The sequence below is a fragment of the Arthrobacter sp. TE26545 genome (genome assembly GCF_056279005.1).
In genome coordinates, this window is the sequence record NZ_JBWBQM010000001.1 from 222,002 (window position 1) to 237,601 (window position 15,600).

11 protein-coding genes and 1 tRNA gene are annotated in these 15,600 nt (G+C 65.9%); 3 read left to right on the forward strand and 9 right to left on the reverse strand.

Annotated features, from left to right (window positions below; genetic code table 11):
- Positions 1 to 19 precede the first annotated feature (19 nt).
- Complete coding sequence (locus ACZ9CK_RS00895) at positions 20 to 367, forward strand: cupin domain-containing protein (protein ID WP_476048971.1); 348 nt, start codon at positions 20 to 22, stop codon at positions 365 to 367.
- Here the strand turns inward: ACZ9CK_RS00895 and ACZ9CK_RS00900 are convergent.
- Genes ACZ9CK_RS00900 through ACZ9CK_RS00915 form a run of 4 tightly spaced genes read right to left on the reverse strand, consistent with a single transcriptional unit; the run spans position 308 to position 5,377 of the window.
- Positions 308 to 2,173: a glycoside hydrolase family 3 protein gene (locus tag ACZ9CK_RS00900; RefSeq protein WP_476048972.1), complete on the reverse strand. Its 1,866-nt coding sequence runs from the start codon at positions 2,171 to 2,173 to the stop codon at positions 308 to 310. The genes ACZ9CK_RS00895 and ACZ9CK_RS00900 overlap by 60 nt on opposite strands.
- Before the next feature lie 32 nt (positions 2,174 to 2,205).
- Positions 2,206 to 3,102, reverse strand: a complete 897-nt coding sequence (locus ACZ9CK_RS00905) for a carbohydrate ABC transporter permease (RefSeq protein WP_476048973.1) — start codon at positions 3,100 to 3,102, stop codon at positions 2,206 to 2,208.
- Between the two features lie 8 nt (positions 3,103 to 3,110).
- Positions 3,111 to 4,058: a carbohydrate ABC transporter permease gene (locus ACZ9CK_RS00910; RefSeq protein ID WP_476048974.1), complete on the reverse strand. Its 948-nt coding sequence runs from the start codon at positions 4,056 to 4,058 to the stop codon at positions 3,111 to 3,113.
- Positions 4,059 to 4,060: 2 nt separating this feature from the next.
- Positions 4,061 to 5,377: a sugar ABC transporter substrate-binding protein gene (locus ACZ9CK_RS00915; protein ID WP_476048975.1), complete on the reverse strand. Its 1,317-nt coding sequence runs from the start codon at positions 5,375 to 5,377 to the stop codon at positions 4,061 to 4,063.
- A 220-nt stretch (positions 5,378 to 5,597) separates the two neighbouring features.
- Between ACZ9CK_RS00915 and ACZ9CK_RS00920 the strand changes: the two genes are divergently transcribed.
- Positions 5,598 to 6,704, forward strand: a complete 1,107-nt coding sequence (locus tag ACZ9CK_RS00920) for a LacI family DNA-binding transcriptional regulator (RefSeq protein ID WP_476048976.1) — start codon at positions 5,598 to 5,600, stop codon at positions 6,702 to 6,704.
- Positions 6,705 to 6,798: 94 nt separating this feature from the next.
- Here the strand turns inward: ACZ9CK_RS00920 and ACZ9CK_RS00925 are convergent, their stop codons facing one another.
- From ACZ9CK_RS00925 to ACZ9CK_RS00945, 5 genes are all read right to left on the reverse strand, one after another.
- Positions 6,799 to 7,008, reverse strand: a complete 210-nt coding sequence (locus ACZ9CK_RS00925) for a hypothetical protein (protein WP_426301828.1) — start codon at positions 7,006 to 7,008, stop codon at positions 6,799 to 6,801.
- A 113-nt stretch (positions 7,009 to 7,121) separates the two neighbouring features.
- The gene (locus ACZ9CK_RS00930; protein WP_476048977.1) at positions 7,122 to 12,035 is read right to left on the reverse strand and encodes an NAD-glutamate dehydrogenase; all 4,914 of its coding nucleotides are present in this window, start codon (positions 12,033 to 12,035) and stop codon (positions 7,122 to 7,124) included.
- A gap of 125 nt (positions 12,036 to 12,160) precedes the next feature.
- A tRNA-Cys gene (locus ACZ9CK_RS00935) sits at positions 12,161 to 12,231 on the reverse strand.
- A 118-nt stretch (positions 12,232 to 12,349) separates the two neighbouring features.
- Positions 12,350 to 13,315: a formimidoylglutamase gene (gene hutG / locus ACZ9CK_RS00940; RefSeq protein ID WP_476048978.1), complete on the reverse strand. Its 966-nt coding sequence runs from the start codon at positions 13,313 to 13,315 to the stop codon at positions 12,350 to 12,352.
- A 75-nt stretch (positions 13,316 to 13,390) separates the two neighbouring features.
- Positions 13,391 to 14,833: an NCS2 family permease gene (locus ACZ9CK_RS00945; RefSeq protein WP_476048979.1), complete on the reverse strand. Its 1,443-nt coding sequence runs from the start codon at positions 14,831 to 14,833 to the stop codon at positions 13,391 to 13,393.
- Between the two features lie 132 nt (positions 14,834 to 14,965).
- Here ACZ9CK_RS00945 and ACZ9CK_RS00950 point away from each other — a divergent pair, with 132 nt between their 5' ends.
- Positions 14,966 to 15,598, forward strand: coding sequence for a copper resistance CopC family protein (locus ACZ9CK_RS00950; RefSeq protein WP_476048980.1), 633 nt, complete (start codon positions 14,966 to 14,968; stop codon positions 15,596 to 15,598).
- The last annotated feature ends 2 nt before the right edge of the window (positions 15,599 to 15,600 follow it).

The window sequence follows — 15,600 nt, forward strand, 5'->3', positions numbered from 1 at the left end:
ATCGCCCTCGCGGTTGCGGGTGAACATCGTCCGCTTCGCACCGGGCGCCCGCACTGCCTGGCACCGGCACGCCAACGGCCAGACTCTCCACGTGACGGACGGCGTCGGCCTCGTGCAGTCCCGCGGCGGCGAGATCATCGTGATGAAGCCGGGCGACACCGTCTACACACCGCCGGGGGAGTGGCACTGGCATGGCGCCACCGGAGATGACTTCATGTGCCACCTGGCCATGTGGGAAGCCCTTGCCGAAGGGCAGGAAGGCCCGGAGACAGAATGGGCCGAGCACGTCGGCGATGAGGACAGGAGATCAGGCGGTGTCGGCGCCCCGGACCAGGGACAGGCCGTGCCCGTTGACGAAGAGCGGTGACCGAGTGTCGGACGCTACATCGGGCCGCGAGGCGCGCACCTCGTCCATGGAGGAAGGCAACTCGAAGGGCAGACGCCCGCACGGGAGGATTCGCCCCGTGATGGCGTCCAAAAGTGCAGCGTCGGAAACGCCGAAAGTGCCTACCAGCGCGCTGGCGAATTGGGTCAGCGGCGTGAGGATCGCCGGGCGGTCCAAACGGACGTCAACGATCAACGGAACCTTCCTGGAGAGGGCCGCCAGCCGCGAAATGAGCCCGGGCGGGAAGTCCAGGGAGCCGGCATGGAAGCCCTCCTCAAGGAACAGATCCTGTCGGTGCTCCCACGGTGCGTGGAGGCGGATGATGGCGACGTCGGCGTCCTCGGGCGCATCAACAGGAAGTCCAGTGCCCGACAAGGCTGCCGGGTCCAGGCCTTCGACGTAGATACGCGGCTTGTCGGAGAGCGGCAGCAGGCGGCTTCCGTCCGTCTTGCTGTCAGTCAGCACGGTCACCGAACGTGCCTGGGCGCGGTGTCCTTCAGCCCGGAAGTTATCGTTGCCAACGAGGACGGCTGCTGCGTCCTCCGACACGTAAGGGTTGTCGAAGAGGCCAAGCTGGAACTTCACCAGCAGCAGCCGGCGGGCGGATTCGTCGATCCGTTCTTCGCTGACGAGGCCTTCACGGACGAGGCCGATGAGCAGATCGGTGCACTCCTCGCCGCCGAACTGGTCCACACCGGCGTTGAGAATTTTCTCCATGCGTTCGGCGGCGGTCAGGTGCTCTGCGCCCCAGGCACGGGCCGGCAGTACCTTGTCTCCCACGACATTGTCATTGACGAGCTCCCAGTCGCTGAGGACGACCCCGTCGTAGCCGAGCTTTTCGCGCAGGAGCCCGGTGATGATCTGCCGGTTGTAGCCGAAGCCGACCTCTTCGATCGGTTCACCATCGAGCTCGAGGCCGACGGGCATTCCGTAGTAGGGCATGATGGCGCTGGTGTGGTTGGCGATGGCGGTCCGGAAGGGTTCAAGGTGCTCCTCGAAGCGCCCACCGGGGTAGACCTGCTCACGGCCGTAGGGGAAGTGCGGGTCTTCGCCGTCGCGTTGCGGGCCGCCGCCGGGAAAGTGCTTGGTGGTGCAGGCAACCGAGCCTGGGCCGAGGGACTCGCCCTGGAGTCCCCTGAGGTATTCGACGGCGAACCGCGAGGTCTGTTCTTTGTCCTGGCCGAAGGTCCCGGCCTGCCGGCCCCAGCGCGGTTCGGTGGCAAGGTCCACCGTTGGGTGCAGCGCGGCACGGATCCCGACGGCGGTGTATTCCTGGCGTACGACGTCGGCGAATCGCCGGATCAGCTCTGTACTGCCGGTGGCGGCGAGGCCGATGGGTTCGGGCCACTGGGAGAAATGGCCCGCATTGAACGAGACGCCGGTGTTTTCAATGAAGGCATGCCTCGGGTCCGTGGAGATCGTGACCGGTATGCCGTGCGGGGTCGATTCGGCGAGTTTCTGGATGGCGTTGTTCCAGCGCGCCGCCTGCCGTGGTGTCCCCAGGGCGTGCACGTTGAAATGATTCATGAACCTCTGCGCGACGACGACAGACGTTCCGGACTTGCTGATATTTCCGGGGCGCTCCAACAGGGTTCCGTCCGGTCCAGTCTCAATGACTGTGTGAAAAAGCAGACCCACCTTCTCTTCGAGGCTAAGCCGGGCCAGGAGGTCAGCCGTCCGTTCCTCCGGGCTGAGTGATTGATCCTCGAAGGGATCCATCACCCCGTTGCGGTTCAAATCCCGGTAAAGGGTGCCGTTGGGCGCGATGGAAGTCTGCAGGTGGTTCACGGTGGTACCTCTCAGCTGTTGGGGGAAAAGCGCTATTTGATGCCGGTGGCGGCGACGCTTTGGATGAAGAAGCGCTGCAGCGCCACAAAAAGGGCAACGATTGGGGTAATGACCAAAACCGATCCGGCCAGCAGCAGGCCGTAATTGGTGGCATTCTGCCCGGTCGAGAAAAGGGACAACGCCACAGGCAGGGTGTACATGTCCTCGCTCTGGGCCGCGACCAGCGGCCAGAGGAAGTTGTTCCACGAGCCAAGGAAAGTCAGGATCCCCAGCGTGGCCAAAGGCGGTCCGCAAAGGGGCATCACTACGCGGGTGAAGGTCCGGACCTCGCTGGCTCCGTCGATCCGTGCCGCCTCAATGATTGAATCCGGGATACCCAGCATGAACTGGCGCATCAGGAAGACGCCCACCGGCGAGGCCAGGAACGGAAGGAACAGCGCCGGGTAGGTGCTAACCAGCCCCAGTTTGCTGACCATGACAAAGAGGGGAACGAACGTGACCACCCCGGGCACCATCAGGGTCACCATCACCAGCAAGAAGAGGAACCGCTTCCCCGGGAAGTCCATCTTCGCCAGTGCATAGCCGATCATCGAGCAGAAAAGCAGGTTGCCCAAAACCGTGACGACGGCAACGATCAGGCTGTTGGCGAAGAACTTCTCGATGTGCAGCTCAGTGAACCAGGAGGTGTAGTTGGCAAGAGTGCCCTCCTGCGGCCACCAAGTGGCAGGCCTGCGAAGGAGTTCACCTTGGGTCTTGAAGGATCCCAGCAGCATCCAGGCGAACGGCAGGATGGTGGCAGCCACGGCAAGCAGCAGCAGGATATATGTGAGGGGCCGGCCGCGCTGACCGCGTCGGCGGGGACGGCGTGCAGGTCCACCGGATTCGGTCCGCAAGGGTCCGGGCGTGAGGGTTTCCGTGGGAAGTGTCATGGCAGTGCTTAGTCCTTCGACCGGAGGGCGCGGAACTGGACGAGGCTCAGCAGCGCTATGGCGACGAAGAGCACATAGCTGGCGGCAGATGCCAGGCCGTATTTACCGAACCCGAACTGGTTGTATGTGAAGTAGCTGATGGACAGGGTCGAATCGAGCGGGCCGCCCTTGGTCATCACGAACGGCTCTTCGAAGAACTGCAGGTAGCCGACGGAGAGCAGCACCGCGCCCAGCAGCAGAGTCGGCCGCAGGGTGGGCAGCGTGATCCTGGTGAACCGCTGCCAGGCATTGGCACCGTCCACTTCGGCGGCTTCGAGCATTTCCGCCGATACGTTCTGCAGCCCCGCCAGGAAAATGATCATCAGCGTGCCCATGTTCCGCCACACGGCCATCAGGATCATGGCGGGCATGGCCCACGTCGTGCTGTTGAGCCAGTCAGGGCCGTGGATTCCCACAGCACCCAGGATGGTGTTCAGCAGGCCGTCCGGCTGCAGGATGAACCGCCACACAACAGCCACGGCAACAATGCTGGTGACCACGGGGGTGTAGAACCCGACGCGGAACGCCGTCCGGAAGCGTTTGATCCCGCTGTTCAATGCCACAGCGAGGGCCAGCGACACGGCCATGGTCAGGGGTATGCCGACGAGGACGAAATAGGCCGTGTTGAGCATCGAATGGACGAACTGCGCGTTGGCGAACAACGTGGCGTACTGCTTGATGCCGACGAAGCCGACCGCGGCCGGGTTCTGGACGTCACGGCTGGTGAAGTCAGTGAAGGACATCGCGAAGGAGGAAACCAGCGGGACCAGCATGAACACGGCGAAGATCGCCACGAACGGGACCGCGAACATCCATGCGATGAGTGCCTGCCTGCGGCGGCGCGAGGAGGGTCCGGCCGCACCCCTGGGCGACCGGGATGCGGGAGGCAATGGGGTGCGGCTGGACATCGTGCTCATGTTCAGCGGCCTGTCCCGATTGAGTCGGCCGTGGACTGCAGTTCCTTGAGGGCCGAGGCCGGGTTTTTGCCTGCCTTCACGATCTGTTCCAGCTGGGTGTCCGCGGCGGCAGACACCTGGGTCCAGGTCGTTAAGGACGGCGGGGAGTTGACGTCCTTGAGCTGGTCGCCGAAGACGGAAAGTTTGGAATCACCGGAGAGTGACGGGTCCTTCCATGCAGACTGGGATGCGGGCAGGTCCCCTGTCGCCTTGTACCACTTGACCTGGATGTCGGGCTGGGAAAGCCACTGGATGAACTTCCATGCCGCGTCCCGGTTCTGGGATTTCTTGAACACGACCAGGTTGGAGCCCCCGGCGAAGGAGGTCGCCGACTTCTGCTTCGGGACCAAGGCCACCTTGTATTTGTCGGCGAATCCCGCGCCGCCGGCCTTTTCCAGCTCGCCGATCCCGGACGGACCGCCGATCCACATGGGAACGGATCCGTCGACAAACGCGGACTCGGCCGCACCGGCACCGGTGGCAGGGTTCTTGTCGGCGATGCCTTCGGTGAAGAAGCTGTTGTAGTAGTTGAGAGCTTCGCCGAGCTCGGGAGTGTCCAGCGTCCATTTGGTGCTGTCCTGGTTCACCAACTGAGCCCCGCCCGACCAGACAAACGGGAGAATGCGCTGGAAGGAGTCCGCCCCGCCTGCGGGGAGCGCGACTCCATACTTGGCGCCGGCCTTGCTCTGGAGGTCCTTGGCCAAGGATTTGAAGCCATCCCAGTCCGTGGGGAAGGCCTCATGGCCAGCCTTTGCCGCAAGATCGCTGCGGTAAAAGACTACGTTGGCGTCCACGTACCACGGGACGCCGTACCTGGTCCCGCCCACGTCGGTCGACTTCACCGAACCGGGGAAGATGTCGCCGGTATCGACTGCGCTGGGTGTGGGCTCAAAGGCATCGCTGAAGTCACTCATCCAGGTGGTGCCCATCTGGGCGATATCAGGGGTGGTGCCCCCGGCGATGGCTGTTTGATATTTATTGTGGGCGGCATCCCAGGGGATGGCCGTGACGTTGACCTTTACGCCGGGATTGGCAGCCTCGAATTCCTTTGCCAAGGCCGGCAGTGCGGCGCCCTCGGCACCCTGCGCCCACACCGTGACTGTACCGGTCGCGGGGCCAGAGGCAATTGGGGAAGCTGATTCAGTGGATCCGGAACCGGATCCATTGTCGCGTCCGCAGGCAGTCAGGAGCAGGGCTGCGGCAAGGCCGATGGCGGCTGCTTTTGTGGCTTTGGGATGGAGCATTTTTGGTGCCGGCAGGGCTGCTCGTTTCTTAAACATCATTGTTCCTCTCAAGGGACGGGGAGGGGAGAGCATATGGGCTCCTGTTCGGCGTCGACGACCGGCCCGTGCAATCGAGTGTACGCGCATACATTTTGCTGTGGCAAGGGTCACGTCCCCTTTTATTTCAGGGATGTATGCGCGTACGGTATGTGTTAGCCTCGGCGATTGGCCAGGCAACGTGACCTTGTGGTCGAACGCCCTCGGGGAAGGGGATTCTGTGTCTACCAGCACCACGCCAACGGTTTACGACGTCGCGGAGGCCGCGGGCGTTTCCACGGCCTCCGTCTCCAGGTTCTTCCGCACCCCAGACAAGGTCCGACCCGCCACGCAGGAGGCGATCCGCAAGGCAGTCGAGGAACTTGGCTACATCCCGAGCGGCCTCGCGCGGGGCCTGGCCGAGCGCCACAGCGGCGTCGTCGGCATGTACTCGTTCAGCGGTCACGAGCCCGACGAACTGGCCATGCCGGAGCTGCTCTACGACGACGACGTCCCTCTGGTCCGCGAGTCGGCGACCAGTCCAAGGCTCTACCCGCTCTTTGCCGACGAGGTGCTCCGGGGCGTGGAACTCGAATGCACTGTGCGCGGCCTTCCGCTAGCCGTTGGCTGGCAGAAGCTGGACTCCGGCGGCGTGGCCCTGGACGAGATCGCCCGTCGGGTAGACGGCCTCGTGGTGCTCCCCCATGTGATGTCCGAGTCAACGCTCGTCCACCTGGCCCGGACCAAGCCCATCGTCCTGGTTGCCCAACTCCCTGAAGACCCCATGGCCATGTCTTCGGTGACTGTCAACAACAAGGCCGGGATGCGTCGGCTCGTCAAGCACTTGATCGAAGACCACGGGCGCAGGAGTTTCTGGTTCGCCGGGCCCATCGATGACTACGACCGCTACGCGCGGCACCAGGGGTTCCTTGACGCTCTCGAGGCAGCCGGTCTTGCCGCCCCGGACGGCACTGTCCTGGGCGGGACGACCGGCAGGTCGGACGTACGCGAAGCCGTCGCAGCGCTGCTCGCCGACAAGGCTGGCCGGCCGCACTTGCCCGAGGCGATCGTGTGCGCGAACGATCAGACCGCCCTAGGTGTCATCGAGGGCCTCAGCGAGGCCGGGGTCAAGGTTCCGGAAGAAGTTGCAGTCACAGGGTTCGACGGGATCGATGCAGGCCGGTTCATGCAGCCGGCGCTCACCACGGTCCGCCAACCCATGGACCTGATGGGCCGCGTCGCCGTCGAACTCCTGAGTAAACGGATGGCCGAGGTCCCATCGGCGTGCGAGCACAGGGTCCTTCCTGTCCAGGTCCTGCTTCGCGAAAGCTGCGGCTGCACGCTGTAGATGGCGAATCCCGTTAAAGAGGAGCTGCCCCCTGAGCTTGAACGGTAGCTCAGGGGGCCGTTCCCTGTGATTCTTGCTGTGCCCGGCGCTGGGCTCAGGCTGCGATTGCTTCGCGGGTCTGGCCGAACGGCACGGACTCGTCGAAGGCAACCGTGTAGCTTCCCGGCTCGTGGCGGGTTACCAGGATGCCGCAGTCAGCATGTTCCGCCGCATCCTCGATCAGGGTGTTGACTGCCTGGTCCAGGCCGTCGTGGATTTCCTGGCCATTGGAAAAGGTCAGGTGGATTTCGCGTTCTTCAGTCATTACAACAGTCACTGGGGGCCTCCTAATTACTTGCCGCATGCGAAGGCGACCCATCAATCATAGAGGGTGGCGGCGAATATTCGTAAGATGACTGTCAGCCTGTGGCGACGGTCTCAGCGGCGAACCATTGCACGGAGCAGTTTCACGGCTACCGAAAGCGCGGCGATGTCCACAGGGCCCGGCTTGATGGCCTCTTGAATGGTCTCCTGGATCCGGGAAAGTTGCTCGATGTTTCCGCGTTCCCAGTCGGTGATCCGTTCCACCGGATCCGCGGCCGCGGCCGAGGAACGGGCGGTATGCCGGACCACCGCCTTGGTCATGTCGGCCAGCACCAGATACATGTCGTCCCGCAGCGCAGCCCGGGCCAAGGATTCCCAATGGGTGGCCCGCGGAAGCATCGTGATGTGCTCCAGCAGCGGTATGGCCGAGATGCGTTCGAACACTGCGAAGTAGACCTCGGCCACTGCCTGCGGCCGTTCCTGCAGTTCCTCGGCGATCGCGGAGATGTCCAGCAAGCCGTAGCTGACCAGGATTTCCGAGGCCCTGACGCCCAACTCGTGCGGCAGCCCAACGGAGTCCGTGTGCGCCAGGCGTTTCAGCGAATGGGCCAGGTTGATGCCGTGCAGGAAGCTCGTGAAGTTGGCCCGCATCGCGGACATCGGCCCCTCCAAACGGGCCAGTGCGTCGGCCACGGGCTTGTCACGGAAGTCGTGGGTCACGTACCAGCGGACGGAGCGGTCCAGCAGGCGCCGCATGTCGAGGGCGACGGCGGCGCCGTGCTCGCTCGCCAACCTGGCCGGCAGTTGGGCAATGGCCCCTGTGATTGCGTCGAAGTCCCAGATTTGCCGCATGACGACGAAGCCGCGGGCCACCGCCGTCGCCGACACCGTGGTCTCCTCCATGGCCCGGAAAGCGAAGGCGATGCCGCCCATGTTGATCATGTCGTTCGCCACAACGGTGGCAACGATCTGGCGGCTCAACGGGTGCGTCGAAAGGTGCTCGCCGAACCGTTCGGTGACCTGCCGCGGGAAGTAGACCTGGAGGGTATGCGAGAACCACGGATCGTCGGAGAGACCACCCTCGGTGAGTTCTCGGGCGAGTTCGATCTTGGCGTACGCCGCGAGCACGGCGAGTTCCGGCGTGGTCAGTCCCTTGCCCGTCTGGACGCGTGCCCTGAGTTCCTCGTTGCCGGGGAGGCATTCGAGTTCCCTGTCCAGGTCCGTGACTGCCTCCAACCAGTCCATGGTCCGCTCGAAGCTGGGGCTCCATTCAAGGGCCAGCTGCTTGTCATTAAGGAGAAGCGTGTTCTGGTCCTTGTTGGTCTTCAGCACGAGGCGTCCCACCTCGTCCTGCAGCGAATGAAGGAAGCCAGTCCTTTCCGCTGCGGACATCCTGCCCGCGGCGATCATCCGGTCCAGGAAGACCTTGATGTTCACCTCATGGTCCGAGCAGTCGACGCCGGCCGAATTGTCGATCGCATCGGAGTTCACGAGGATGCCGGCCAGTGCGGCCTCCACCCGGCCCCGCTGCGTGATTCCGAGGTTGCCGCCTTCGGCGATGATGTGGCAGCGCAGTTGGGCGGCGTCGATCCGGATGGGGTCGTTGGACTTATCCCCGACCTCGGTGTGGGACTCCGTGGACGCCTTGATGTAGGTGCCGATCCCGCCGTTGTACAGGAGGTCAACCGGGGCCATGAGGACAGCCCGCAAAAGATCAGGCGGGGTCATCGCCGTCGTGCCTTCTTCCAGTCCCAAGGCGAGCCGGACCTCCTCGCTGATGGGGATCGACTTCTCGGCGCGTGAGAAGACGCCTCCGCCGGGGCTGAGCTTTCGGGGCCTGTAGTCGGCCCAGGACGAGCGGGGGAGTTTGAAGAGCCGCTTGCGTTCGGTGTAGGAAACCGCCGGGTCGGGCGCAGGGTCCAGGAAGATGTGCCGGTGGTCGAAGGCCGCCACAAGCTTGATGTGCTCGGAGAGGAGCATGCCGTTGCCGAAGACATCGCCGCTCATGTCACCGATACCCACCACCGTGAAGTCCTCGGCCCCGGAATCGATCATCAGTTCCTTGAAATGGTGCCGCACCGACTCCCACGCGCCGCGGGCGGTGATGCCCATCTGCTTGTGGTCGTAGCCCACCGAACCGCCCGATGCGAAGGCGTCGCCGAGCCAGAATCCGTACTCCGCGGCCAGGGCGTTGGCGAGGTCCGAGAACGAGGCCGTCCCCTTGTCCGCGGCCACCACGAGGTAGTAATCGTCGCCGTCGTGCCGCACCACGCGGGGCGGCGGCACCACGCGGCCCTCACCGCCGCCGTCGGGATCCGGCACCAGGTTGTCCGTGAGGTCCAGCAGGCCGCGGACAAACGTCCTGTAGCTTTCCTGGCCTTCCGCCAGCCATGCCGCCCGGTCCTCCGCCGGATCCGGCAGGACCTTGGGGAAGAAGCCGCCCTTGGCCCCGGTGGGAACGATCACCGCGTTCTTCACGGTCTGCGCCTTCACAAGGCCCAGGACCTCGGTGCGGAAGTCTTCGCGCCGGTCTGACCAGCGCAGTCCGCCGCGGGCGATCGGGCCGAACCTCAGGTGGACGCCTTCAACCCGTGGCGAGTAGACCCAGATTTCGAACTTCGGCCGGGGCGCCGGTGCAGCGGGGATGCCCGAGGGGTTGAGCTTGAAGCTCATGTACGGCTTGCCCAGGTAGAAGTTGGTGCGCAGGGTGGCTTCCACCAGGCTCGCCAGGGAGCGCAGCAGGCGGTCCGCGTCCAGGCCCGGGACGGCGTCGATGGCTTTGTTCAGCTTCGTGCGGGCAGCGTGGACGGCCTGGGTCCGGTGGCTGTATTCACTGCGGACCCCTTCGAACACATCCCCGTCCAGCCCCTCCCCGTCGGCCGGGCCGGGGTCGAGGACCTCCGGCTCGAAGAGGTCCGGAGTGAAGCGGTCCGGATCGAATTTCGCCTCGAACAGGTCAAGCAGCGCATGGGTTGCCTTGGAGTTTTCGCGGAGCGTGTCCGCGATGAAGCCGTAGGAGTTGGTGCTGCCGAGCTGCCGGAGGTACTTGGCGTAGGCGCGCAGGATGGCGGTCCGCCGCCAGCCGAGGCCCTCCCGGAGGACCAGTTGGTCGAAGGCGTCCGATTCCGAGTCACCGCGCATCGCGGCGCAGAACGACCCCGCCAGCAGTTCGCCGGTGGCCAGCGGGTCCACCCCGCGGGGGTACTTGAGCCCGAGGTCGTACAGGAAGAACTGCCGGCCGTCGGCGCGCAGCACGGTGAACGGCCGCTGGTCCAGCACTTTCAGGCCGAGGTTGTGGAAGAACGGCAGGATCTGGGTGAGGCTCTGCGGACGGGTCATGTAGAGCCGGATCCGGGCATCCTCTGACAGGACCGCCGTCCCCGGGCGCCGGTAAACGGTCAGCAGGGGGTCCGTCGTGTCGTCGTTTCCGGGGGTGAAGCTCTCGAACTTCGCGATGTCCTCCACTGCGTCCTCGACCTCGTAATCGGCCTTGTAGCTCGCAGGGAACGCTGCGGCCCAGAGGCGTGAGAGCCGTGCGGCTTCGTCTGCGGGGAAACGCACCTGCAATGCCTCGTCCAGGCCTTGCGCCCAGGAGCGCGTGGCGGCGATGACGCGCTGCTCAAGCGCCGCGGAATCGATCACCGCAGGCGCACCCCCGGGCCGGTCGGCGGCGTGCGGCAGCAGGATCCGGAAGAAGACCCGCGCCATGGCGGATTCGCCCAGCCGGAGTTCGAATTCGATGGCGTCGGACCCCAAAGCCTCACGCAGTTCGCGTTCGATGTTCAGCCGCACGGCGGTGCTATAGCGGCGACGGGGCAGGAAGACAAGGGCCGTCATGAAGCGGCCATGCGAATCCGGGCGCAGGAACAGCCGGGTGCTGTGGCGTTCCTGGAGGCGCAGGATGTCCCGCGCGTGCGCCGCCAGCTGCTCGGCATCGATATGGAAGAGCTCGTCGCGTGGATAGGCCTCGATGACGGACAGCAGTTCCTTGCCCGAATGCGAGGCAGGCGGGAAGCCGAAGCCCTGCAGCACCTTCTCTACCTTGTCCTTGATGACGGGGATCTCGAGGGCGGAACGCGCCGTCGAACTCGGTGAGAAGAGCCCGACGAAGGTGCGTCCGCCGACGCGCTCGCCGCCCAGGCTGATTTCGTCGAGGTAGGCACGGCGGAGGACCGTGGAGCGCAGCGTGGACTTCGTGAGGGTGAGGACGGGGGCTTTGCCTCCGGAATCGGGGCCTCCGGAATCGGGGCCTCCGGAACCGGGCGCCGCGGAATCGGCCGGCGCGGAATCGGCGGGCGCGGCCTTCCGGAGCAGTCCCAGCCCGCGCCGCCCGCGGTAGCCCAGGAAGATGAAGTTCCCGTCGTTCAGCCAGAGCAGCAGCTTCCGGGCCTCCTGGCTATCTGGCACGCCTTCCAGCCGCCGGATTTCGTCTGCCAGCTCCTTGCGGATGGCCGCGGTGTCTTCCGCGGCGGCGCGGACGTCGTTGATGACGGTCTGCAGCCTCTCCGTGAGGCGGTCGGCGCTCACTTCGTCCGCGAGCCGGGGGATTTCGATGGCCAGCCATGCCTCGGTGAGGGCGCCGCCGGCGTCTGTGTCGCCGTCGTCCGTATCCGGTCCGGCGTCCGGCGCGGCCGGTGCACCGGCAGCCGAAGGTTCGACGCCGGCCGGCAGCCCCAGGCGGTGCGGTCCCCGGTGGATCCTGATCAGGCGGTGGGTGGCCGGATCGCGGACCACGGTGAAAGTGGGATGGACGAGCAGCCGGATGACGGCGGTGTCGCGCGCGATCTCGGCAGTGGCGGAGGGGAGCAGGTAGGGCAAGTCGTCGGTGACGATGGCCACCAGGCTGGCGTCGGTCTCGTTCAGGACACCGATGAGGGTCTGTCCGGGCTCCCGCCGTTCGGCCAGGGAACGGTGGTAGCGGGCGCGTTCCAGCAGGGTCTCGGGGGTGTAGTTGCGGACATCGTCGTCGGCCACGTGCTCGTAGTAGTCGGTCAGGAATCCGTCCGCTGGCTCGATCCTGGGTGACATGTCGCTGCGCCTCCGCTGCACCAGGCTGATCAGGGAGCGGCCGTGCTAGGGCGGTCGGCGAAGTCCCTGCGCCTCATCTCATGATGGCTGGCGCGGGGCCGGTGGTAAAGGCTTCCGAATGTAAGACGTGGTGGCGGGATTCGAACCCGCGTGCGCTGCTTTGCAGGCAGCTCCCTGGCCTCTTGGGTACACCACGTGCATCGAGACTAGGCAGGCTGGCGGCACTGCTCCAACATTGTTTGCGCCGCCTTTCCCCGCACGACGCGGGGTTACCCGAGGTGTCCCGATGTTGCCTTCGCTTGCGCCGTGAGATGTCAGTCGAGCAGCGTGTTCACCAGCCGCGCGGCCACCTTTGCAGTGCGGGAGTCGACGTCGAACTCCGGGTTCAGCTCCGCGACGTCCAGGTGGAGGAGCTTGCCGCTGGCCGCCACCTGGCGGCACACTGCGCTGATCACCGGCAGCGGCACGCCGTAGGCGGCGGGCGCGCTGACGCCGGGCGCGGTGGCGGCGGGCAGCACGTCCAGGTCGATCGTCAGGTACAGCACGTCGATACCCGCCAGGAAGGACGCCACGAACTCCTCTGCGGCACCCGCCGAGCAGTCCTCGTCCAGCAGGTACTTCACGCCTAGCCGGTCCGCCGTGTCGAACAGGGTGCGGGTGTTGTTCGCCTCCGAGATTCCGACGACGGCGTACTGCAGTTCGCGGCCCGCGGCCGCTTCCGCGCGCGCCATCTGCAGGAACGGCGTGCCCGAGCTCGGCACGGCTTCGTCGCGGAGGTCGAAATGCGCGTCCAGGTTCAGCACCCCCAGGCGCTTGCCCGAGTCTGTTTCTGTTCCGCTTACCGCGGAGGAGCCGGCCACGCCCAGGTAGCTGGCGAATGCGGTCTCGTGCCCGCCACCAAGCAGCACGGTGAGGTTGCCGGCGTCGAGAAGTGCGGACACAACGGTCCCTGCGCGCTGCTGGCCGTCCTCCAGGGCCTCGCCTTCCACCACGACGTCACCGGCGTCGAAGACGCTGCGGTCGAGGTGGTAGGCGAGCGGCCCGAGTGCGGCGCGGATCGCGGCCGGAGCGGCCGCGGCACCCACTCGCCCCTGGTTGCGGCGCACGCCTTCGTCGCTGCAGAAGCCCACGACGACGGCGGGCCGGGTGCGGGCGGCTGCGTCGCCGCCGGAGTAGGGCGAGATGGCCTGCCACCAGCGGCGGTGCTCCGCACCGTCGCCATCGAAACGTCCAGTCCAGGGGGCGGGGCGGACGTCGACGGGGAGAGCGCTCGTTTCCATGGTTAAAGCACACCGCAGGCCGCGCCCGAAAAACAGCGCCGCCTGCGGTGCGGTGTCCGGAATCCCGGAAGAGGCCTACTTGATGCCCAGGATTTCCTCCACTTGGCCGATGCCGAAGAACAGCAGGAACGCCGCGGCGACTGCCCACATCAGCGGGTGCACCTCGCGGGCGCGGCCCTGGAAGCTGCGGATCAGCACATAGGAGATGAATCCGGCGCCCAGGCCGTTGGCGATCGAGTAGGTGAAGGGCATCAGGGCGATGGTGAGGAAGGCGGGGATGCCCACGCCCCAGTCCTGCCAGTCGATCTTGCCCACCTGGGACACCATCATGAAGCCCACCACCACGAGGGCCGGGGCCACGGCCTCGAACGGCACCAGGTTGATGAGCGGGGTGAAGAACATGGCCACCAGGAACAGCAGGCCGGTGACGATCGAGGCCAGGCCGGTGCGGGCGCCTTCGCCGATGCCGGCGCCGGATTCCACGAAGATCTGGTTGGAGGACACGGAGGAGCCGCCGCCCACGATCGCGCCGAGCGCGTCGACCTGGAGCACGCGGTCCACGTTGGGGATGTCGCCGTTCTTGTCCACGGTGCCGGCCTCGTTGGCCAGGCCCACCATGGTGCCCATGGCGTCGAAGAAGATGCTCAGCAGGATCACGAATGCCAGCAGCGCCGCGGCGATGACGCCCAGGTGCTCAAAGGCGCCGAAGGGGTTCGCCTTGCCGATCAGGGACAGGTCCGGGGCGCCCCACTCCGTGAACTTCGGCGCCACGAGGGACCAGCCGCGCGGGTTGACGTTCTTGCCGTCGAAGCTGGGGCCAATGTGCAGGGTGAATTCGAGGATGGCGGCCAGCGCGGTGGAGGCCACGATGCCGATCAGGATGGCGCCGCGGACCTTCCGGACCACCAGGGCGATCGTCAGGATGAGGCCGACGGCGAACACCAGCGTGGGCCAGCCCAGCAGCTTGCCGTCCACGCCCAGGCCCAGCGGCACAGTGGTGCCGGCGGCGTCCGGAATGCGGCGCACGAAGCCGGCGTTCACCAGCCCGATCAGGGCGATGAAGAGGCCGATGCCCACCACGATCGCCGTCTTCAGCGCGGCCGGGACGGCCTTGAACACGGCGGTGCGGAAGCCGGTGAGGACCAGGATCAACATGGTCAGGCCCGAGAGCACCACCAGACCCATCATGTCCGGCCATGTCAGCCCCGGGTGCGAGGCCACGGTCACGGCCACGAAGGCGTTAACGCCCAGGCCGGTCGCGATGGCGAAGGGGTGCTTCGCCCAGGCGCCCATGAGGATGGTCAGAATGCCGGCCACGAATGCGGTGGTGGCAGCCACGGCGGTGAAGCCCAGGCTGTTGCCATTGGAGTCGGCCCCGGAGAGGATCAGGGGGTTCAGGACCACGATGTAGCTCATGGCAAAGAACGTGGCGAAGCCGCCGCGGATTTCCCGCGAATAGTTGGAACCGCGCTCCGAAATCTTGAAATAGCGGTCGATGGCTGAACCCTGTTTGAGCATGGATATCTCCGGGACGTGTTGGGGGTGTGCTCTCAAATCCTAAGCCCGGCCAGCAGAGAGCCCCGGGAAATTCGCCTAGGGTGTAAGGAAGCCAACACCGCAAGGAAGCCAATACAAGGGAGTTATCTGACCATGCGTCCCGCCCGCCAGCTCGTGGCCACTGCCGTTGCTGCCCTTCTGTTCACGGCCACGGTGATTTTCGGGGCTGCCCCGGCTTCCGCCCACGACGTCGCGGAGTCCACCTCGCCGACCGGCGGTTCCACCGTTGCGGCCGTCCCGGACACGGTCTCGGTCACCTTCAACAACCGGCCCTTGGCGCTTGGCGCGTCCATCGCCGTCAACGATGCTTCCGGACAGAACTGGGCCGACGGGCCCGTCGAGATCGTGGACGCGGTGGTCTCACAGAAGCTGAGCCCCGGCGCACCGGCGGGCAAGTACACGGTGGTGTGGCGGGTGGTCAGTTCGGATTCGCACCCCATCGAAGGAAACTTCACCTTCACCGCCCAGGCAGGAAGCACGACGCCGGGCGGCGGCACTGCGTCCGCGTCGCCGTCGCCGGCTGCTTCGGCAGGGACGGTTCCTTCCGCGGGGACGGCCGCACCCGGCTCTTCCGCGACGCCCGAAAAGGCGCCGGACGCTTCCCAGCCGTTCCCGTGGAGCATCGTCGGGTTCGCCGTTGTCGCCCTCGCCCTGCTTGTGTTCCTGGGCGTAACTGCCCGCCGCAAGCTGGCCGCCGGCAACGATGAGGAGCCCGGCGGAGAGTAGGC

Excerpts from the sequence above, each read along its gene's own strand:
- ACZ9CK_RS00925 (WP_426301828.1), bottom strand. The coding sequence starts at position 7,008 with ATGACTGAAGAACGCGAAATCCACCTGACCTTTTCCAATGGCCAGGAA.
- ACZ9CK_RS00910 (WP_476048974.1), bottom strand. The coding sequence starts at position 4,058 with ATGAGCACGATGTCCAGCCGCACCCCATTGCCTCCCGCATCCCGGTCG.
- hutG (WP_476048978.1), bottom strand. The coding sequence starts at position 13,315 with ATGGAAACGAGCGCTCTCCCCGTCGACGTCCGCCCCGCCCCCTGGACT.
- ACZ9CK_RS00915 (WP_476048975.1), bottom strand. The coding sequence starts at position 5,377 with ATGTTTAAGAAACGAGCAGCCCTGCCGGCACCAAAAATGCTCCATCCC.
- ACZ9CK_RS00905 (WP_476048973.1), bottom strand. The coding sequence starts at position 3,102 with ATGACACTTCCCACGGAAACCCTCACGCCCGGACCCTTGCGGACCGAA.
- ACZ9CK_RS00930 (WP_476048977.1), bottom strand. The coding sequence starts at position 12,035 with ATGTCACCCAGGATCGAGCCAGCGGACGGATTCCTGACCGACTACTAC.
- ACZ9CK_RS00945 (WP_476048979.1), bottom strand. The coding sequence starts at position 14,833 with ATGCTCAAACAGGGTTCAGCCATCGACCGCTATTTCAAGATTTCGGAG.
- ACZ9CK_RS00950 (WP_476048980.1), top strand. The coding sequence starts at position 14,966 with ATGCGTCCCGCCCGCCAGCTCGTGGCCACTGCCGTTGCTGCCCTTCTG.